Below are 21,450 nucleotides of genomic sequence, written 5' to 3'. Positions count from 1 at the left end.
ATGAAAAAAATTCAGTAAAATGAAGCGAAATAAAAAATAAGGAACAATGTTGTGGCAGAAAAGAACAAAAAAGGAACATTTCATCTTTCATCATTGCTAGTAAGTGCGGTGTGTTTTGCGCTACTTTATATTGTCAGCCTGTTGGCACTACAGGGTTCAGGTTATTTTCCGCAACCAAATTGGCAACAGATCAGCCTTTTTATGTCTTTCATTATTATTTTTTCTAGCTCGAAAAAACTCTTTTATTTCATTGCATTACCTATTTTATTTATCTATGCCTGCTATGCGCCCATTGGGCTACATTTTGGCGCGCCCTCTTATCAATATATTGCCTCAGTTTTCGCCACCGATTTACAAGAAGGCAAAGAGTTTTTCGCACAAATTCCTTTCATTGCCTATACCTATCCGATTGCCATAATCGGGGGATTATTGCTTTATCGCTGGTTAAGCCAAAAATTTCACTTGGCTTTTTATAAAAATAAGGGGTTATTGGCGCTCATTTTTGTTAATGCACTTTGGGGAAATATTCCCTTTCAACCGCTGCAAGAAAGCTATTTAGCAGGGGAAAAAGTGGTCGAAGAATTACGCTTACTCAACCGCTTTGATGTGCCAAGCGAATGGGGCGAAAGCCAACTGGATAGCCGTTCCCATTATGATGATTACATTTTAGTTATCGGTGAAAGTGCAAGAAAAGATTATCACCACGCTTACGGCTACCCTGTTGCCAACACGCCTTTTCTTTCTACAGCCAAAGGCACGTTAATTGATGGTCTAACCGCAGGTGGCACAAACACCATCGCCTCGCTTAAATTAATGTTCACCAAGCCTAACAAGCAAACTTGGGAAGGGAATTATCGCTTAAATTTCATTGACTTAATTAAATCCGCAGGAATCAAAACCTATTGGCTTTCCAACCAAGGTTATTTAGGGCAATACGACACACCAATTTCTGCCATTGCCAATAAAAGCGATGAAAAAATCTTTTTACGCGCGGGCGATTCCATTAGTAATGATGTGAGCGATTTCAACTTATTAAGCCGATTTGATCAACTCATTCAAGCGCCAACCACAGGCAAGCGTTTTATTGTGGTGCATTTATATGGCTCACACCCGTTGGTTTGCGAACGCGTTACCGATTACAAGAAAATTTTCGATGAAAATCAAATTGCTAAAAAATATCAGGACGTGAATTGCTACATCAGTTCGATCAAAAAAACCGATGAAGTGTTGAATAAAATTTATCAGGATCTGGTCAAAAATCAGCAAAAAAACCACCGCACTTTTTCGATGGTTTATTTTTCTGATCACGGTTTAGCCCATCAAATGGGCGATGATTACATTGCCATTCACAATAGCAATGGAAAAAGTAAACGTCATTACGATATTCCGTTGTTTAAAATTTCCAGTGATGATCAACAACGCCAAGAGAAAAAAGTATCAAAATCAGGCTTGAATTTTGCGGAAGGCTTGGCGAATTGGATTGGCATTCGTAACGCTAACATTGACCCCAATGCGGATCTTTTCGATGATACGCCACAGCCAGATTACGGTTTGAAAGAAAAAATTGAAAAAATCACCGCACCTGATGATCCAGCGGTGGTGATTCCAAATCATCACTCACTGATTTCTGTAACGAGTGATTAATAAATCTCATTCCCTGCGGCGAGACTTCTAGTACAGAAGAAGTTTCGCCCCAATCGCCCAATACAATTCGTTCAAAGTGCGGTGGGGTTTTATGCAAATTTTGCCGATGCGTATGTCCGTGGATCAGCTGTGGCACGTTAAATTGTTGCATTGTTTGCAGCACGAAATCCGCATTCACGTCCATAATTTGATTGGATTTATATTGCTTGTCCTGTTTGCTTTTAGCACGAATTTTTTCGGCAATTTTTAACCGCACTTTTAAAGGCAAATGTAAAAAAAGCCATTGACGCCATTTTTGATGCACTTTTTTACGATAGCGTTGATAAGCCACATCATCAATGCAAAGGGTGTCGCCGTGGCAAAGCAAGGTAGGCGTGCCATATAAATCAATCACTTGATAAGTTGGCAACAGCGTTAAACCGCAAGATTGGGCAAATTTTTTGCCGATAAGAAAATCACGATTGCCGTGCATAAAATAGCATTTCACGCCTTTTTCCGTTAAGTGGCGAATTTGCTGTTTCACCAAATCAATCAAAGGGGAATGCTCATCATCACCAATCCAGAAATCAAAAAGATCGCCTAAAATATACAAACTTTCCGCCTCTTTGGCTTGATTTTGCATAAAATCCACAAAAAGTGCGGTTAAATCTGGGCGATTTTCGCTTAAATGTAAATCTGCAATAAAATAGGTCTTTGCCATTGTTGAATATCTTTGGGAAGAATGAAATTGCTTGATAGCCTAGCATTTTTTTAGCGGATTGATACAAATATTTGCGGATTTTCGCTATACTTGAGCAAATTTTTTTCAGGGTATGTGTTTATGCTAAAACTTCTTCGCATTATTGTGGTTGTGTTGTGCTGTATTTTAATTTGTTTGCTCGGCACGATTTATTCTCTCATTCGTTTCAGAAATCCAAGTAACGTGGGCGATGTGGCGCGTTGGTTCGGGCGTTTGTATCCCCTTTTCGGTTTGCAAGTGGAACATCGTTTCCCTGCCAATGCGGAAAATATCGGGCCGTGCATTTACATTGGCAATCACCAAAATAACTACGATATGGTTACCATTTCTTATATGGTGATGCCGCGTACGGTGAGTGTCGGGAAAAAAAGCCTGATTTGGATCCCGTTCTTCGGCATTTTATATTGGGCATCGGGTAACATTTTTTTAGATCGTGATAACCGTTCCAAAGCACATAGCACAATGACTCAACTGGCTGAACGTATTAACCGTGATAAGCTTTCTATTTGGATGTTCCCTGAAGGCACGCGTAGCCGTGGGCGTGGTTTGCTGCCATTTAAAACTGGCGCATTTCACGCTGCCATTGCCGCTGGTGTGCCGATTGTGCCTGTGGTTTGTTCCACCACGCAAAATAAAATCGATCTTAACCGTTGGGATAATGGCAAAGTGATCTGTGAAATGTTGCCACCTGTGGATACTTCGGCTTACACCAAAGACAATGTGCGTGAATTGGCGAGCTATTGCCATTCTTTAATGCAACAACGAATCAACGAACTTGATGCGGAAATTGCCGCTAGCCAAGCTCAACAAGATGCCACAAAATAAAATGAATCATTTTTCTCGCCGTCAATTTTTTAAAACTGCCCTCACTGCGGGGGCTTTTTCAGCCATTCCTGCGCCATTATGGGCGGCCGATCGCCTGCCTTTGCGCGTTCCACCATTAATGGAAACTCGCCGTGGTAAGCCTGTTTTTTTAGAAATGAACAGCGCGCAAACCCAATTAGAGCGGGGAAAAGCCAGCGAAGTGTGGGGATTTAATGGTAATTATTTAGGCCCAACATTAAAAATGCGCCAAGGGGATTTTGCCAAGCTGAACTATCGCAATAGCTTGTCGCAAATGGTGGCGCTGGCCATTCAAGGACTGCAAGTGAGTGCTGAATCACTGGGTGGCGTTTCCCACCCTTTCAAACAAAGGCAAGGCTGGTCGCCTATTCTGCCGATCACTCAGCCTGCTTGCACTTGCTGGTATTCCGCTTGCACCTTAGGGCATTCCGCTTATCAAACCTACCGCGGCTTGCTCGGACTGTGCATTATTGAAGATAACGAAAGCCGTAAATCGAGCCTGCCACAAAAATATGGCGTAAACGATATTCCTTTGATTTTGCAAGATATGCAATTAAATGACGAAGGGGTGCAATTATTCCAACAAAATCGACCGCACTTTTTCGGCAATCGTTTATTTGTCAATGGGCAAGAAGCGCCTTATTTAGAAGTTCCGCGCGGAGTTGTGCGTTTACGTTTGCTGAATGCTTCCCTTTCACGCCGTTATGAATTACGTTTTGATGACGAGCGCGATTTCCAAATCATCGCACTTGATCAGGGCTTTTTACCGCAAGCAAAAACCACAAAGGTGCTTTTTCTTGCACCGAGCGAACGCGCTGAAATTCTTGTTAATCTCAATAAGGGGGAAAACGCCACCTTAATTGTGGGGAAAAAACGAAATTTCTTCAGTAAACTCACGGGCTTTTTCGCCAGCGATGAAGAATTGCTCGACAACACGGTACTTGAGCTACGCCCACAAGGCTTAAGCAGTGCCTTTGCACAAAACAACACAATGCAGTTTAACACCGATGCACCGCAAGCATTAAAGGCGGAAGTTCGCCGTGAACGCCAGTTTCAACTTGATGCGAATAATGGAATGCTCAATCAACAACGTTTCGACCCTAGACGCATTGATGTAAATGCCGAATTAAACAGCACGGAACGCTGGACAATCACCAGCAACGAGCCAGCAGGATTTAAAATTCAGGGAGCAAAATTTATCATTGAAAGCATTAATGATAAGCCTGTGGCAGAAAGCGATCTGGCGTGGAAAGACAGCCTCTGGATTGAGGGCAAAGTGCAGATTTTAGTTCGCTTTCAACAGCCGTCTTCTAACGGCCACCCTTTCACCTTTGGCGCGGCAGATCTGATGGCAGCAGACAAAGGTTGCTTAGGCTTAATGGTGGTGCAATAAAGGAAATAACGCCAAGTTATGTGATATGCACCTTTAATCTAAAAGTGCGGTTGAATTTTTGTGAATTTTTTTGTTAAATCAAACAAGATTTAGGAAGTTAAAATCAGTTAAGGTTTCGTTATGTGTCAGCTATTAGGAATGAATTGCAACACTCCCACCGATATTGTGTTCTCTTTTGAAGGATTTCGCCGCCGCGCGGGGCTCACCGATAGCCATTCTGACGGCTTCGGCATTGCCTTTTTTGAAGGCAAAGGCGTGCGTATTTTTCGCGATAACCAAGCCGGGCATAGTTCCCCTATTGCAGATTGCGTAAAACAATATCATATTAAATCTTTCAACGTGATTGCCCACATTCGTAAAGCCACACAAGGCGAGGTAACCATTGAAAACACGCACCCATTTATTCGTGAAATTTGGGGCGAAAACTGGGTATTTGCGCACAACGGCAATCTGACGAGTTTCCCTGATATGTCGGAAAGTTTCTGCCAGCCCATTGGTTCAACCGACTCAGAAGCCGCTTTTTGCTATATGGCTGAACAGTTAAAAAATCGCTTTCGTAAAAAGCCCACAGAAAAACAAATTTTCCAAGTCATTCAAGAAATTACTAAAGAATTAGCACAAGGCGGCACGTTTAATTTTATTCTCTCGAACGGGGAATGGATGATCGCCCACTGCTCCACCAATTTGCATTACATCACGCGCAAAGCCCCTTTTGGTACAGCGCAACGCATTGATGATGACGGCGTGATCGACTTCCGCCAACATACCACAGAAAAAGATAAAGTAACCATTATTACCACCTTTCCACTCACTAAAGATGAAATCTGGACAAAAATGGAACACGGCGGTTTTGTGTTTTTCAAAGATGGCGATAAAGTTTACGAAGTACTTGGCACGCCGAAAGAAGCTATTGATGATGGCACATTAGGTAATGCGAAAGCCGCTTAATTATTCTCTCGTTGTAAGCTCTTTTATTGCCATTAAAAGTGCTTTTTATCCAATTATTAACAATCTTGCGCTGCCTTCGCTCTAATCATTCAATAAAACGAAATATTTACAATTTTTGATAACCCATTCTTAATAAATAAAAAATACTCAACTTTGTTGCTTGTCGAAGCAAAATATCGCGAAATCGAAAGTCTAAAAAGACAAAATGTTAAAAATAAGTAAACACTTCGCTATTTTCTAGTCAATTACTCCAGCAAAAGTCGATCATTCTCACAAATTCCATATTTTGTCCTGTTTCGTATTCGCAGCCGCTATATCATCTGCGGCGGTGAGATTAGGGTATTCACATACACTAATCCAAGTTTATATTACGGAGTTAAACAATGTTTAAAACAACAATAACAAACAAATTCGATTTACTTTGGACGTTAAATTTATTCGGCACGGCGGTGGGAGCTGGCGTACTGTTTTTGCCGATAAATGCTGGAATGGGCGGATTTTGGCCGTTAATCGCCATTATGCTGTTGGTTGGGCCGATGACTTATTTCTCACACCGTGCGTTATCTCGCTTTGTGCTGTCATCTTCCAAACCCGGCAGCGATATTACAGAAGTAGTGGAAGAACATTTTGGGCAAGGCGCAGGGAAAATTATCACGCTGCTCTACTTTTTTGCGATTTTTCCTATTTTGTTAATTTATGGTAATGGCATCACCAATACGGTGGAATCCTTTATTATCAACCAGTTAGGACTAAGCGCCCCAAACCGCATTTTGCTTTCTTTCATTTTGATTGCAAGCCTGATTTCGGTGATGCTGATGAGCGAAAAAATAATGCTCAAAATGACTGAGTTTTTGGTCTATCCCCTTGTTTTCATTTTATTTTCTCTTTCCATTTATTTAATTCCGCAATGGAACACCGCAATGCTTCACCAAATGCCTGATGCCACCAGTTTTATTAGTACGCTGTGGATCACCATTCCGGTGTTAGTGTTTTCTTTTAATCATTCCCCTGCGATTTCTTGCTTTTCGCAATCACAACAACGGGAATACAAATTGCCAGAGCTGACCGAATGCCACGCAAACCAAGCGTTGAAAAACACCTCAACCTTACTGCTATTTTTCGTGATGTTTTTCGTGTTTAGCTGCGTGCTAACTCTCACCCCAGAAGATTTAGTGCAAGCCAAAGCGCAAAATATCAGTATCCTTTCTTTTTTAGCCAATAAATTTGATAACCCTTATATTTCCTACTTTGGGCCTTTAGTGGCGTTTCTTGCTATTACCAGCTCTTTCTTTGGCCATTATTTAGGCGCGCGAGAAGGCATTCAGGGGCTATATTTGAAATTTTCGGGCAAACAAGACATTACGAATCGAAAAAAATTGAATTTTTTCACCGCACTTTTCTTTTTATTGACCTTATGGGCGGTGGCAATTATCAATCCAAGCATTCTTGGTTTAATTGAATCCATTGGCGGGCCAATTATCGCCGCAATTCTGTTTTTAATGCCAATGTATGCCATTCGTAAAGTGCCTGCGATGGCGCGTTATCAAGGCTATGCTAGCAATGTTTTCGTTACCATAATGGGCTTAATTGCCATCTCTGCGGTAATCTATGGATTATTTTATTAATTCCGCTAGAATAGCCCCCTTTTTGTGAAATGAAACATTAGGCAACGCAAGGTAAAGAAATTATATGATTAGTGTTTTTGATATGTTTAAAATCGGCATTGGGCCTTCTAGCTCTCATACCGTTGGGCCAATGAAAGCGGGTAAGCAATTTGTCGATGATTTGGTGGCGAAAAATTTACTCGCCAAAGTAACCCAAGTTAAGGTCGATGTTTATGGCTCACTTTCAATGACAGGGCGTGGGCATAACACAGATATTGCCATTATTATGGGCTTAGCGGGCTATTTACCGCACGATGTGGATATTGATTTAATTCCTAAATTTATTTCTGATGTAAAAAGCACCGCACTTTTGCCATTAGCGCAAGGGCAGCAAGTGGCGAAATTTGATTATGAAAGCGATATGGTCTTTCATCAAACCTTTCTGCCTTTACACGAAAACGGAATGACGCTGTCCGCCTATGAAAATGACAACTTGCTTTATCAGCAAACCTATTATTCTATTGGCGGCGGATTTATTGTTGATGAAGCCCATTTTAATCAGCAGGAAGAATCCGACATCAATGTGCCTTTCCCTTATCAAAGTGCGGCAGATATTTTGCATCATTGCAAAGAAAATGGCTTAGCCTTATCGAGCGTGATGTTACAAAATGAAATTGCCTTGCACGGAAAAGAAGCCACGCAAACGCACCTAAAACGCATTTGGCAAACGATGAAAGAATGTATCGAACACGGCTTGGCTACGGAAGGGTTATTACCCGGCCCGCTTAAAGTAGTTCGCCGTGCGGCGACTTTACATCGTTTATTGCAAGCTAATAATGGGCTTTCCAACGATCCGATGAAAGTGATCGATTGGGTCAATATGTATGCGCTTGCGGTCAATGAAGAAAATGCAGCAGGTGGGCGTGTAGTTACTGCGCCAACCAATGGTGCTTGCGGTATTGTGCCTGCGGTGCTGTCTTATTATGAAAAATTCATTTCGCCAATTACCGATGAAATTGTAGAACGCTATTTACTTGCTTGCGGAATGATCGGATCACTTTACAAAATGAATGCGTCCATTTCAGGGGCAGAAGTAGGCTGTCAAGGCGAAGTGGGGGTTGCTTGCTCAATGGCAGCGGCTGGCTTAACAGAAATTTTGGGCGGTAGCCCCGAGCAAGTTTGTATGGCCGCTGAAATTGCGATGGAACATAATCTGGGGCTGACTTGCGATCCTGTGGGCGGTCAAGTACAAGTGCCTTGCATTGAGCGCAACGCCATTGCTTCTGTTAAAGCCATCAACGCTAGCCGAATGGCATTGCAACGCACCTCTAACCCACGCGTGAGCTTAGATAAAGTGATCGAAACAATGTACGAAACCGGTAAAGATATGAACGCCAAATACCGCGAAACCTCGCAAGGCGGTTTGGCAATCAAAGTGGTTTGTACCTAAAATTTGCAGCGAAAAAATAAGGCGGTTTGTTCCGCCTTATTTTATATTTCAATTATTTAAACTCAATTTCCACCGCACTTTCGCCTAGCATTTCCACTAGCGTATTAATCAATTCATCACTTGGATTCACTGACCACTGCACGCCAAGTTTCACTAACGCGCGTCCTTGTGGACTTTGGTAATAAATATTAATGGGTAACGCACCGCCACTATATGGGCTAAGAGTATCTTTAAATTGCTTAATAAAATGTGGTGAAAGCTGTTCTTGCGTTAAGCAAATTGCCAGACTTTTGGCATAACGACTGCGCGCTTCATCAAGGGTCATTAATTCACGCACTGACATTTTTAACCCCTGAGTAAAATCGTCAAAACTCACCTGCCCTGAAGCAATTACAATGGTGTCTTTCTGCAATTTTTCACCAAAACGATCGAGGCTCTCACCGAATAACGTGAGATCTAAACGCCCCGAGCGGTCATCTAAGGTGGCAATGCCTAAGCGGTTGCCTTTTTTCGTGATCGCCACACGCGAACTCACCACTAAACCGCAAGTTGTGCTAATTTGTCCACGATAATTTGGCACAAGATCTTTTAATCTTGTTGAGCTGTAATGGGCGATCTCTTTTAAATAAGGGCTAATCGGGTGGCTGCTTAAATAAAGTCCGAGAGTTTCCCGTTCGCCGTCTAAAATTTGTTTTTCGTTCCAACGTGGGGTTTTCGCATAAGCCTGCTCTACTTCTTCTGGCGTTTCAGTTAGCACGCCAAACATATCTGCCTGCCCGATAGCTTCATTTTTAGCATATTGATCGGAGGCTTTGAGCGCATCTTCTAAATTTTTTGCCAGCGCAGCACGGTGTGGGCCTAATTTATCGAATGCACCTGACATTATCAGGCTTTCAAAAGTGCGGCGGTTAATTTTCTTTAAATCTACTCTGGCGCAAAGATCGAATAAATCTTTAAAAATGCCTCCTTGCTCACGCGCAGAAATCAAGGCTTCAATCGGGCCTTCACCCACCCCTTTAATTGCGCCAATGCCATACACAATCTCGCCATTATCATTCACGCTGAAATGGTGTTTTCCGGTATTAATATCTGGCGGCGTAACCGTTAAGCCCATACGCAAACATTCATCGTATAGCCCAACGATTTTTTCTGTGTTATCCATTTCAGAAGTCATTACCGCTGCCATAAATTCCGCAGGATAATGGGCTTTGAGCCAGAGCGTTTGGTAAGAAACCAAGGCATAAGCGGCGGAGTGAGATTTATTAAAGCCATAACCTGCAAATTTTTCCACCAAATCGAAAATTTTCATTGCAAGGGTGCCGTCAATTCCGTTTTTAATCGCCCCTTCTTCAAACACCGAGCGCTGTTTCGCCATTTCTTCTGGTTTCTTTTTCCCCATTGCACGGCGTAATAAATCCGCACCGCCGAGCGTATAACCAGCTAGCACCTGAGCAATTTGCATTACCTGCTCTTGATACAAAATAATGCCATAAGTTGGCTCTAAAATTGGTTTAAGCAAAATGTGCTGATATTCCGCATCAGGGTAGGAAATTTCTTCTTCACCGTGTTTACGGCGAATAAAGTTATCCACCATTCCCGATTGCAATGGCCCTGGGCGGAATAACGCCACCAACGCGATAATATCTTCAAAACAGTCCGGTTTTAGGCGTTTGATCAAATCTTTCATTCCGCGCGACTCTAGCTGGAACACCGCGGTTGTTTCTGCATTGAGTAACACTTGGAAAGATTGCGGATCATCAAGGGGTATGCGATTAATGTCCACTAACGGCTTACCCTCTTTGGCAAGACGCGTGTTAATCATATCTAATGCCCATTTGATGATGGTTAGGGTGCGCAGTCCCAAGAAGTCAAACTTCACTAGCCCTGCATATTCCACATCATTTTTATCAAAATGGGTAACAGGGTGTTTGCCCTCACTATCACAATAGAGCGGTGAAAAATCGGTAATCAGCCCTGGGGAAATCACCACGCCCCCAGCGTGTTTCCCTGCGTTACGGGTTACCCCTTCAAGCTTGCGCGCCATATCAATTAAGGCTTTGACTTCTTCATCGCTTTCATAAATTTCAGGCAAGCGAGGTTCTGCGTCAAAGGCTTTGGCTAAGGTCATTCCCGGATCGGGCGGCACCAATTTGGAAATGCGATCCACAAAGCTATAAGGGTGTCCAAGCACACGCCCCACATCTCGGATTACCGCCTTAGCCGCCATCGTACCAAAGGTGATAATCTGCGACACCGCGCCACGTCCGTAGGTTTCCGCAACGTGTTCAATCACGCGATCTCGCCCGTCCATACAGAAATCCACGTCAAAATCGGGCATTGATACCCGTTCTGGATTTAAGAAACGCTCGAAAAGTAAATCAAACTCAAGGGGATCAAGATCGGTAATTTTCAACGCATAAGCTACCAGCGATCCCGCCCCAGAACCACGCCCCGGCCCAACAGGAATATCATTATCTTTCGACCACTGGATAAACTCCATTACGATTAAGAAGTAACCAGGGAAACCCATTTGGTTAATTACGTCTAGCTCAACTTGCAAGCGTTCATCATATTCCTTGCGTTTTTCTGACCGCTCTTTTTCATCGGGGAACAAAAACGCCAAGCGTTCTTCCAAGCCCTCGCGGGATTTTTGTACCAAATAATCTTCCGTGCTGAGATCCCCTGTGGGAAATTTTGGTAAGAAATACTCGCCCAAACGAATCGTTACATTACAACGTTTGGCGATTTGTACGGTATTCGCCAGTGCGGTGGGAATATCAGCAAATAATTCGCACATTTCCTGTTCAGTGCGGAAATATTGCTGATCGCTGTATAATTTTGGACGTTTTGGATCATCTAACGTGTAGCTGTCGTGAATCGCAACGCGGATCTCGTGCGCCTCAAAATCTTCGGAAGACAAAAAGCACACATCATTGGTGGCCACAAGAGGAATATGATGTTTTTCTGCCAATTTTAAGGCAGCTTGAATATAACGCTCTTCTTCGGGTCGGCCTGTGCGACAAAGGCTTAAATAAAAATGATCAGGGAAAAATTCTTGATAAAAACGCACCGCACTTTCTACATCCGCAGGATTATTTTTCAGTAATTTTTTCCCCACATCGCCATTGCATCCGCCAGAAAGAATAATCAAGCCTTCGCGGTGTTCCACCAACCATTGCTGATCAATATAAGGTAAATCCGTGTAACCCCGTTCATACGCTTTGGATAATAATAAGGTGATGTTGTGATAGCCTGTGTTATTTTTCGCAAGCAAGGTGAGTTCAAAATGTTCATCACCGAGCAAATCGCTTTTCACTAGCACGTCAGCCCCAACAATGGGCTTCACCCCTGAGCCAAGAGCTTCCCCATAAAACCGCACTAAACCGCAGAAGTTGGTGAAATCCGTCAATGCCATTGCCACCATTTCGTTTTCCACGCAGGCTTTGACCAACGGTTTTACTTTCGCAATACCATTAATCATTGAAAAATCGCTATGCACACGCAAATGCACGAAACGCGGTTCTGACATAAAAAATCCTTGTTATTTTGCTATTGATGAGATGAAAAAGGGAAATTAGCCTGCCATTTTAACGAGATTTTAGCGCGGATCAAATTTCTTTTTGCAGGCAATAAAAGTGCGAAATTAGCCTATAAACTGGCAATATGATTTGCGCAGGCATAAGCGGAACTCCACGCCCATTGGAAGTTATAACCACCGAGCCAGCCGGTTACATCTAGCACTTCACCAATAAAATACAGCCCTTTGACTTTGCTACTTTCCATTGTTTTTGACGAAATTTCGTGCGTATCCACACCGCCCATTGTTACTTCTGCGGTACGATACCCCTCCGTGCCATTAGGGAAAATTTGCCAATGATGAATGAAATTTTCTAAATTTTCCAACCGCACTTTACTTAAATTCGCCAAGGTTTCCGCTGGAATCATTTCACGCTCTTGCCAAAGCTCCACTAATTTCGTTGGCAGAATGCGTGATAATGCGGTTTTTAGCTGCAATTTCGGCGAAGTTTGGCGTAGTTCTTGCAAATAATCGCCAATGGATTGATTTGGTAATAAATCCACTTCCACCCACTCATTAGGTTGCCAATAATTAGAAATTTGTAAGATCGCTGGCCCAGAAATACCGCGGTGGGTAAACAATAATTGATTGAAGAAAGACTGCCCATTTTCAGCGCTCACACGCACAGGCAAAGAAACGCCAGCAAGTGCGGTGTAAAATTGCTCTGTTTCTCGCCAACGGAATGGCACAAGGGACGCACGCGGTGGGATCATGCCCAAGCCAAACTGTTCCGCAATTTGATAGCCCAAAGAAGAAGCACCTAAAGCGGGCATTGAAAGCCCACCCGTTGCCACCACAAGCTGATGACAATGCCAAGTTTGTCCATTCGCTTGCACGGCAAAACCACCATTTTCCAAGGCGGAAACTTGCTCTATGTGCTGGCGTAACTGAATATTAACCTGATATTTCGCACATTCCGCAAGCAATAAATCCACAATCTGTTGCGCGCTTTCATCACAAAATAGTTGTCCAAGTTCTTTTTCGTGATAAGCAATGCCATATTCCGCCACTAATGCGATAAAATCCCATTGGGTAAAACGTGCTAAAGCAGATTTCACAAAATGAGGATTGTGCGAAAGATAATGCTGTGGCGTAATCTCTAAATTAGTGAAATTACAAAAGCCACCGCCCGCCATCAAAATCTTCCGTCCCGCTTTTTTACCGCTATCTAAAACCGTTACCTGTTTGCCTTGCTTGCCAAGCTGACCTGCACAAAACAGCCCTGCTGCTCCTGCACCAATAATCAGCGTATCAGAAAAATAAGGTGTCATTGCGCGGCTCCTTTTTTGGCGTTTTGTAGCATTTCTGCCATTTGCATACTTTGAATAATGGTACGCCGATCGATCCCTGATTTCTCAGAATCTAGCACCTTTTGCCAAAGGGCAATGGCTTTGGGATAATCCGTTTGTACAAAGGCTTCTCCAGCTAACAGCGATAAACTCGATGCTTCTTTCGGATCTTGCGAGAGCGCTTGATCAAGCATTGCTTGCACCTGTGGAGTGATTTTTTGCCCTGCTTTTTGATACAACGCATTTGCCGCCAAGCCTAAAATTGCAGGTTTTCCGCCTGTTAAGCGATCGGCATAAGAATAGGCGACCAAGGCATTATCAAACTCATTATTTTGCATATAAGCCTGCCCTAACTCGATCCAAGCCTCACTATTGTTGGGATTTTGGCGCAAACGTTGCTCAATTTTTTCCGCATAAGTTTCATTTTTTTGCCCCGCACTTTGCCCATCAAATGATTCCGCAAAGGGATCGGTAGATTGCGTTGTAATCGTTTGTTTTGCTTGAAGTTGCTGCTGATGTTGCTGTTCAGCAGAAAAGCGATCAAGGGAAAAATAATATCCCATAGGCAACGCAATCAATAATAGGCTCAATGCCATAAAATAAGGGCGGCTTTTCAATGTTGACACCATCGCAAAGTGCGGTTGTTTTTCAAGCTGTTTTTCATCATCAAGTAAACGTTGGGCAAATTCCTGCGCTAATTCTGGATCAAGCTGACCTTTCGTTTGTTGCTGATAAAGGGCGATATTTTGCTGTTGGCGATAATTTTTCTGCCAATTTATTCCACGTCCTAAAGGCAACCAAAGCCCAAGGCTAATCAAGAGTAAAAGGATTACGCCGATGAAAAAAGTCATTCTGATTTATCCGTTTTGGCTAATAAACTGTTTAATGCTTGTTGTTGCTCTGCGCTGAGCGCTGAATTTTGCGGCTTTGGCTTCACGCGCAACATTCGCCACATTGCTAGCGCCCCAAGCAATAGCAAGAAGAAAGGCAAGCCCCACAATAACAGGGTGGTGGATTTCACTGGCGGATTATAACGCACGAAATCACCGAAGCGGTTCGTCATCACGTCAATGATTTGCTCGTTACTGCTGCCTGCTTCCACCATTTTATATACTTCAATACGCAGATCATAAGCAATAGGCGAATTGGATTCCACCAAGTTTTGATTTTGACATTGTGGGCAACGCAGGGATTTCGCCAAGGCTACGGCTCGGGTACGCTCGGCAGGATTGCTAAATTCAAAGGTATCCACCATTTCTGCCTGAGCCAGCTGACTGATTGCGAAAAATGTCATTACCGCTAACCACCACTTTTTCATTCTTTTCCTTCCTGTTTAGCCGTTTCTTGCTTAGCTGTTTCTTGCAACGCTAAGTGCGGTGCATTTTTTGCTAATTTTTGCAATAAGGGCAGAAATTCTTGTTGCCAAATTTGCTGATCCAACGGCCCTGAGTAGCGATAACGAATAATGCCATTGGCATCAACCAAATAGGTTTCTGGCGCGCCGTCTACACCCAATTTCATTGCGAATAAGCCTTTGCTATCATCAATCACCTGATGAAAAGGATTGCCCATTTCCTGCAACATTAGCAAGGCATTTTGCCGTTTATCTCGATAATTTAGCCCCACAATCGGCACGCCCTGTTGTTGCAAGTGCATCAAAAAGGCGTGTTCTTGCTTGCAATAGGCACACCAACTGCCCCATACATTAATGAGATAAATTTCTTTCGGCAAAGATGCGTTGCTCACATTGATTTCAGGTTCAAGCAGATCGCTTTGATAAAATTCAGGCACGGGCTTGCCAATTAACGCGGACGCTATTTTTTTCGGATCATTATGCAGTCCTAGCAACAAAAGACCACACACGCCAATGATCAAGAATAAGGGTAGAAACACAATGATTTTTCTATTCATCTTTCGCTCTCCTTGTGCGTAAGGCAAAGGCGCTCAATAATGCACCAAACGCCATTAAGGTTGCACCAATCCATAGCCAGCGAATAAAAGGCTTGTAATGCAGACGGAACGAAAATTCGCCCGCGCCAAGTTTATCCCCCATCACAATATAAATATCGCCAAGCAAGTTCCAATATAGCCCCACTTCCGACATATTCATCGTGCGCACTTCGTAATAACGGCGTTCAGGATAAAGTGCGGTGATTTTTTCGCCGTTTTTTGTTATCTCAAATTGCGCCACTTCACTGGTGTAATTCGGCCCGAGTTCATTACGAAAACCAAGGTAGTGAAACGCATAGTCGTTGAGCATTTGGCTTTGGTTAGGCGATAAACGCACGCCAATTTCACTGGCAAAATAGCTCGACATTGTTGCGCCAATCACCGTAAGTGCTAACCCACAATGGGCGATCACCATTGCCCAACGCTTTAAGGAAAGGGATCGCAACGCCCCCCAAAGGGTAACGCCAAGCAACCAAAACGCCAAGCTAATTAACGCAAAAGGCAAGGTCTGAAAATGTAAGGTTTCATCATTTTGAATGGTGAATGCGATCATTGCATAAGCAAGCCCACAGGCAGGAATCAGCAATAAGATATTGCGGCGCAACAAAGTGCGGTGGATTTTTTTCCAAAATGCACTGACGACAAAAATCATCGCCAGCAATGCCAGCACAATAAGAGGCAAGAAAATGGTGTTAAAGTAAGGCGCACCGACAGAAATCGAACCCCAGCCCATTGTGCTAAATAACATTGGATAGAATGTGCCTAAAAATACGCTTGCCGTGGCGACCGCCACCAAAATATTGGCAATGAGCATTAGGCTTTCTTTAGAAAAAAAGGAAAAATGCACCGCACTATTTTCACTTGGGCGTACATTCACTTTCAACGCAAATAAGGTGAGCGAGCAAGTTGTGAGCAAGAAAAAGAGCATTAACAAGGCCATTCCCCGCTCTCCGTCCATAGCAAAAGCGTGTACAGAAGTTAGCACGCCCGAACGCACAATAAACGTACCTAATAAACTGAATGCAAAGGCAAACAGGGAAAATAAAATCGTCCAATAATGGAAAACGCCACGTTGTTCGCTTACGGATAAACTATGCAATAGCCCCAACCCAAGCAACCATGGCATTAATGAAGCGTTTTCAACTGGATCCCAGAACCACCAGCCGCCCCAGCCAAGCTCGTAATATGCCCACCACGCGCCGAGCATTATGCCTAAGGTTAAAAAGAACCAAGAAACCAGCACCCAAGGACGTGTCCAGCGAGCCAGCGCGGCATCAAAATGTCCGCTGAACAGGGCGGCGAGGGTGAGAGCAAAATTCACCGCAAAGCCCACATAGCCGAAATAAAGTAGGGGCGGGTGAAAAATCAGCCCGACATCTTGCAGCATTGGATTGAGATCTCGCCCTTCCAAGGGGCTAGGAAATAAACGCTCAAAAGGATTGGAGAAAAATACGATAAACAGCGCAAAACCAAAACACAGCAAGCCTAAAATAGACAGCGTTCGGCTAGCAATAATAGGGTCGATTTTACGGCTAAAAAAGGCAAAAGCCATTGTCCATAATCCCAACGAAAATAGCCAAAACAGCATTGAACCTTCGTGTCCGCCCCAAGTGGCAGCAATTTTGAAAAATCGTGGTAAGGCAGAATTGGAATGCGCCGCCACATATTGCACGGAAAAATCATCAGTCGCAAAGCAATAAGCTAGCCCAAGCAAGGAAAGGGTGGTAAAAATCCCAAACAGATAACTCAAATTCCACGCCGATGTAATTAGACGTGGATTACCTTGTTTAATCCCAATATGCGGCACAATCGCCAACAGCAATGCGGAAACAAGAGCAAAAAGTAAAGCAAGAAAAGCAAGTTCTGGGATCATTGTAATATTCGTTGGTTAATTTGTTGTGTATTTTAGAGAAAATGCGTAGCAATGTCATTGTGTTATGCAGAAAAATCATCAAGCTCATTCTCAATTCAAGCAGTGATAAAATGCGTAAAAATGCACCGCACTTTATTTTCTGCAAATAACTTTTCTCGTCAGTTTTCCCTTTGCCATTAGGGGATTTACAGCAAAAAACGCCATTAAAATAAAGGCGAACACCTTGGTTCGCCCTGATAATCATTGATTGTTTTGATTAGGCCAAAGTCATTTGCCCTGCGTATAAAATGAAGTAACGCAAGCAAAGTACCCCGATTAAGCCCAATCCTGCCACAATCAGCATAAAGCCTTTTTGGTGTTTGAGCTTCTCACCTGCAACAGCGTTGAGTAAGAGGGGTAACACAATCCCAATGCCTACCACGCCGATCCAGAAGACATTCGCCCAGAAGCCCCCCGAAAGTGCGGTGTGAAATGCCACGGTTTTTTGTCCGCCACCAAGGTATAAACCAAAGAAGAAAGCGAACAATAAGAAGGCTTCAATCAATACCACTGGCTGTTCAAATTTATGCAAGAACGCCAAGCCTTTGGAATGAGTGCTTTCTTTGGTGCATAAAATGGTGAAGAAAATCAATGCCGCAATGCCCGATGACGTACCTGATGCCAAGAATAACACCGGCAAGACAGGGTTATTTAGCATTGGATAGCTCACTAATGCAGAAAGTAGGAAACCAGTATATGCCCCTAGTGCCACACTAAGCAATAAAGTAATAATCTCAATGGCGTTAGTAAATTTAGCTGCAATATCAATGATTTTCTCTGCAAGATTCGCAAGTTTCGGCACAAAGCGTTTCACAAGGCTCAACACCAGTGATTTGAAGATAATCGCTAACCATAATACCAAGAACAACATATACACTTGGAACAACATCACCCCTGCAGACATAATTGAAGTGTGGTGATAATTGAACATTAAGTACCAGAATGTCCAAGGTTTGGTTAAGTGGAAAATCAATAACAATAAGCCAATGGTAATGCTAATCGGTGCGAGCAAGGCATTAACCTTTAAGATATTGTTTTCTTCCGGGCGTTCCCCTGCTAATCCTGCACGTTTTAACAATACCGCAAGCATTGTTGCCCCTGCGGAAATCCCTAATAAAAAGAGATAAATCGCAATCGGCCCGTCCCATACTAAAGATGGGAAATGAAATGGACTGTTCATCGTCTGATCTCCCCTGCTCTAGCTGGAACGTGGTAAAGATTTGGATCTGTACCTAATTCAACTTTTGTACGATACGTTTGTTTTTCTTTCAGTTTCAAAGAAATTTCACTTTGCGGATCATTGGTATCACCAAAGGTTAGAGCTTTGGTTGGGCAAGCTTCTACACAAGCGGGTTGTTTGCCTTTTGCCAAATTCGTATCGCGACAGAAATTACATTTATCGGCGGATTTATACACCGGGTGAATAAAGCGCACGCGATATGGACATACGGCAATACAGTATTGGCAGCCAACACAGAGATCTTTGTTGACATCAACAATACCAGTGGAAGCGTCAATATATGAAGCCCCTGTTGGACACACAGCAACACAAGGTGCATTGGTACAATGCTGGCACGAATGACGGAAAAACTCATATTTCACGTCAGGAAATTCGCCATAAGGTTCGCTACGAATAATTTCTAAACGTGAAACGCCTTCTGGCACTTGGTTGGTTTCACGACACGCGTCCATACAAGCGGTACAACCAATACAAGCGGTTTCATCGTGCAACATTGCATAACGAATTGGCTTTTCTTCTGCCTTATCTTGTGCTACTGACTTAATTGTTGTTCCTGTCATTAGGATCAAAGCGCCCATTCCAGAAACAAAATTACGGCGTGAGCAAGTTGTCATTTGTTATCCTTTTGTTCGCTGGTCGGGTCAAGATCTTTTAAGGCTTTGCGTTTTTGTTGTTCTCCGTGACAATCCACGCAAAGTTTAACGCGTTGTTTTTTCTCAATGCCTTTCATTGCGTCTTTTTCTGGGTGCAAGGTATGGCACGCAGCACAAGGCAATTTCATTGCGTGAACATCGTGCGCCCAAAGTTTCTCGCGTAATTTTTCAGGACGGTGGCAAGAGAAACAAACTTGATTTTGCTCTTGCACTGAGAACATTGGTTTTTTATCCGAGAAAATATCGCTTTCAAAACGCATTACATCTTTTGCACCACGGCGGTGATTTTCCGAAATATTACCGTGGCAGCTCACACAAGTAATGGGTTTGCCTGTGCTTGGATTGGTTTTCGATAAGTGCGTACCGTGGAATTTACCAAAATGTAAATCACCGCCAGATTGTTCATCAGTGGCTTCTAATTTGTGGCATTTCGCACAGTATTCATTTGGATTACGCTGATTTTCTAACGTAGGTTGATAGCTTAATTCAGAGTTTTCTGTATTAGCTTGTGTAGGCAAAGCCAAGATCATCGCCCCTAATAAGGCGGTAAGCTTTACCATTTTCTTTAATACAACGTTCATTTCTTATTACCTCAAATTTTCGTTCAAAATAGACCGCACTTTAGTTTTCTTCCCACTTTAAGGTTTCTTCCTAAGTCGGCACTTAATAAAGTGCGGTTACTTTTTGGCTTATTTTGCTGGTGGAGCTTTCTCCATTAAGCCTTTTTCTAACGCTTCTTTATTCCATTGTGGAACAACTTCTTTGAGGAATTTCGCTTTCGCTGCACGTTCTTTTTCAATATCAATGCCCATTGCTTTCCACGCTTTATCCGCAGTTGAAATATCTGGGTAATTGATTGGCTGTTTCACTCCGTGTTTGGTGAGAATAATGGCTAATTTAGTACGCGCGTCAGCAATACGATCTAAGCCTGTTGCGATGGTTTTTAAGATAATATCTGGTGCGTGAATATGACCACCGTGGCCTGCAGCAGAATAATCCCAACGCCATTGTGCGTGACGGATAGCTTGTAATGCTGGTTTCATTTCTTCTTCTGTGGCACCTGCGTCCCAAGCCGCTTTCGCTTCAAAGTGCGCTTTCACGATTTGGTCTTCAAGTTTAATCATCACATCTTTGATGTCTTTTTTATGACCTGCTACCACTTTGGTTAAAGTTTCTTTACTTTGATCGTGGCAGTTTGCACAGGTGTTTTCAAAAGAATCAAGCGGATTACCAATTTTGTGGTCTGTGTAAACTTTGCCATCAGCCCCTTGTACTTTTGGCATATGACAATCCACACAGGTTACGCCATTTTTGCCGTGTGTACCTTGTAACCAAGTTTCATAGTCTGGGTGCTGTGCTTTTAACATTGGTGTTTTAGAGATAGAGTGAATCCAATCGTAGAATTCGATATTGTCATAGTATTGTTCCATACTATCCACATCTACCCCTTTCATCCAAGGGAATACCACATTGTTTACCACTTTTTTATCAAAGTAATATTCAACGTGACAGTTAGCACAAATTGCGCCACGTTTGTCTGTTTTATCTAAATGAGCGAAGTCTTTTCCGATCGCATCTAAGGCGCGTAAAACGTGCGGACGAGCAATACGTAAAGCAGGTTTACCTTCTGCAAAATCTTTTGATGTGGTGTCGTGACAATCAGCACAGCCGATAGAATTTGCCACTTCAGCCCCACCTTTTGCCCATTTGCCGTTGAAGTATTCTTCTTCACCCCATTCAGCAATCAAACGTGGTACATCGGGGCCTTTACACGTCCAACACGCCATTGGTTGTGGGCCGCTGTTAGCATCAAATGGCGCACCTGTACGCAAGATATTGCGCACGTCAGTTACAGTATAAAAGTGGCCACGCGGTTTGTTATATTCTTTTGAGAACGCATAGCCGCCCCACATTACGATCATTCTAGGATCAACTTCAATTGCCGGAACAATTTCCGTAGATTCTGCGGTTGCAGCCCAACTGTTATATTGTTTTGGATATTTTTCAGCAAATTGTTCACTGATCGCTTGAATTTTCAAATCAGGATTTGGTTTTGCTAATTCCTCACGAGTTGGAGCTCGCTTTTCTGCTACACTATTATCTGCCGCCATCAAAGGTTGCGCAGACACTAAAGTCAATCCAGCAATTGCCAGAGAAGCTAAAGTTTTTCTGAAAATGTTCACGATAATTACTCCATACATTGATCAA

17 protein-coding genes are annotated in these 21,450 nt (G+C 43.1%); 6 read left to right on the top strand and 11 right to left on the bottom strand.

From position 1 onward, the window contains the following. Positions 1-51 precede the first annotated feature (51 nt). Positions 52-1,644 (top strand): phosphoethanolamine transferase, encoded by a 1,593-nt coding sequence (locus tag ELZ61_RS04310; protein ID WP_241969732.1) that lies wholly within the window; start codon positions 52-54, stop codon positions 1,642-1,644. On the opposite strand, the gene lpxH is transcribed toward ELZ61_RS04310, so the two are convergent. Beyond that, complete coding sequence (gene lpxH / locus ELZ61_RS04305) at positions 1,574-2,344, bottom strand: UDP-2,3-diacylglucosamine diphosphatase (protein WP_126371711.1); 771 nt, start codon at positions 2,342-2,344, stop codon at positions 1,574-1,576. The genes ELZ61_RS04310 and lpxH overlap by 71 nt on opposite strands. Before the next feature lie 120 nt (positions 2,345-2,464). Between lpxH and ELZ61_RS04300 the strand changes: the two genes are divergently transcribed. The 5 genes from ELZ61_RS04300 to ELZ61_RS04280 all read left to right on the top strand — a co-directional run bounded on the left by ELZ61_RS04300 (position 2,465) and on the right by ELZ61_RS04280 (position 8,621). Beyond that, positions 2,465-3,208, top strand: coding sequence for a 1-acylglycerol-3-phosphate O-acyltransferase (locus tag ELZ61_RS04300; RefSeq protein ID WP_126371709.1), 744 nt, complete (start codon positions 2,465-2,467; stop codon positions 3,206-3,208). A gap of 1 nt (position 3,209) precedes the next feature. Next, positions 3,210-4,619, top strand: a complete 1,410-nt coding sequence (locus ELZ61_RS04295; RefSeq protein WP_126373583.1) for a multicopper oxidase domain-containing protein — start codon at positions 3,210-3,212, stop codon at positions 4,617-4,619. Positions 4,620-4,739: 120 nt separating this feature from the next. Beyond that, on the top strand, positions 4,740-5,567 hold the full coding sequence (locus tag ELZ61_RS04290; RefSeq protein WP_126371708.1) for a class II glutamine amidotransferase: 828 nt from the start codon (positions 4,740-4,742) through the stop codon (positions 5,565-5,567). A gap of 383 nt (positions 5,568-5,950) precedes the next feature. Further along, complete coding sequence (locus tag ELZ61_RS04285; RefSeq protein WP_126371706.1) at positions 5,951-7,192, top strand: serine/threonine transporter; 1,242 nt, start codon at positions 5,951-5,953, stop codon at positions 7,190-7,192. Between the two features lie 64 nt (positions 7,193-7,256). Further along, positions 7,257-8,621 carry an L-serine ammonia-lyase gene (locus ELZ61_RS04280; RefSeq protein WP_103853985.1) on the top strand — a complete coding sequence of 455 codons (1,365 nt, stop codon included), beginning with the start codon at positions 7,257-7,259 and terminating at the stop codon, positions 8,619-8,621. Positions 8,622-8,673: 52 nt separating this feature from the next. On the opposite strand, the gene dnaE is transcribed toward ELZ61_RS04280, so the two are convergent. The 10 genes from dnaE to nrfA form a co-directional block, all read right to left on the bottom strand. Beyond that, positions 8,674-12,150, bottom strand: a complete 3,477-nt coding sequence (dnaE, locus tag ELZ61_RS04275; RefSeq protein ID WP_126371703.1) for a DNA polymerase III subunit alpha — start codon at positions 12,148-12,150, stop codon at positions 8,674-8,676. Between the two features lie 119 nt (positions 12,151-12,269). Continuing rightward, positions 12,270-13,469, bottom strand: coding sequence for a BaiN/RdsA family NAD(P)/FAD-dependent oxidoreductase (locus ELZ61_RS04270; RefSeq protein ID WP_126371701.1), 1,200 nt, complete (start codon positions 13,467-13,469; stop codon positions 12,270-12,272). Further along, positions 13,466-14,338: a tetratricopeptide repeat protein gene (locus ELZ61_RS04265; RefSeq protein ID WP_126371699.1), complete on the bottom strand. Its 873-nt coding sequence runs from the start codon at positions 14,336-14,338 to the stop codon at positions 13,466-13,468. The genes ELZ61_RS04270 and ELZ61_RS04265 overlap by 4 nt, the downstream gene beginning before the upstream one ends. Beyond that, positions 14,335-14,805, bottom strand: coding sequence for a heme lyase NrfEFG subunit NrfF (nrfF, locus tag ELZ61_RS04260; RefSeq protein ID WP_126371697.1), 471 nt, complete (start codon positions 14,803-14,805; stop codon positions 14,335-14,337). Before nrfF ends, ELZ61_RS04265 begins: the two co-directional genes overlap by 4 nt. Continuing rightward, the gene (locus ELZ61_RS04255) at positions 14,802-15,398 is read right to left on the bottom strand and encodes a DsbE family thiol:disulfide interchange protein (RefSeq protein WP_126371695.1); all 597 of its coding nucleotides are present in this window, start codon (positions 15,396-15,398) and stop codon (positions 14,802-14,804) included. Before ELZ61_RS04255 ends, nrfF begins: the two co-directional genes overlap by 4 nt. Beyond that, positions 15,391-17,310: a heme lyase NrfEFG subunit NrfE gene (gene nrfE, locus ELZ61_RS04250; protein WP_126371692.1), complete on the bottom strand. Its 1,920-nt coding sequence runs from the start codon at positions 17,308-17,310 to the stop codon at positions 15,391-15,393. The genes ELZ61_RS04255 and nrfE overlap by 8 nt, the downstream gene beginning before the upstream one ends. Positions 17,311-17,566: 256 nt before the next feature. Then, on the bottom strand, positions 17,567-18,529 hold the full coding sequence (gene nrfD / locus ELZ61_RS04245) for a cytochrome c nitrite reductase subunit NrfD (RefSeq protein WP_126371691.1): 963 nt from the start codon (positions 18,527-18,529) through the stop codon (positions 17,567-17,569). Beyond that, on the bottom strand, positions 18,526-19,203 hold the full coding sequence (nrfC, locus tag ELZ61_RS04240) for a cytochrome c nitrite reductase Fe-S protein (protein WP_103853977.1): 678 nt from the start codon (positions 19,201-19,203) through the stop codon (positions 18,526-18,528). Before nrfC ends, nrfD begins: the two co-directional genes overlap by 4 nt. Further along, a complete protein-coding gene (gene nrfB / locus ELZ61_RS04235; RefSeq protein WP_126371689.1) occupies positions 19,200-19,823 on the bottom strand; it encodes a cytochrome c nitrite reductase pentaheme subunit in 624 nt (207 codons plus the stop codon). The genes nrfC and nrfB overlap by 4 nt, the downstream gene beginning before the upstream one ends. A gap of 108 nt (positions 19,824-19,931) precedes the next feature. Then, entirely contained in the window at positions 19,932-21,425 is a 1,494-nt protein-coding gene (gene nrfA, locus ELZ61_RS04230) for an ammonia-forming nitrite reductase cytochrome c552 subunit (protein ID WP_126371687.1), read from the bottom strand. Between the last annotated feature and the right edge of the window lie 25 nt (positions 21,426-21,450).

Origin of the sequence: Avibacterium volantium (assembly GCF_900635775.1) — a bacterium.
GTDB lineage: Bacteria > Pseudomonadota > Gammaproteobacteria > Enterobacterales > Pasteurellaceae > Avibacterium > Avibacterium volantium.
The sequence above is the reverse complement of the archived record's forward strand: the minus strand, read 5'-3'. Positions and strand labels throughout refer to the sequence as shown.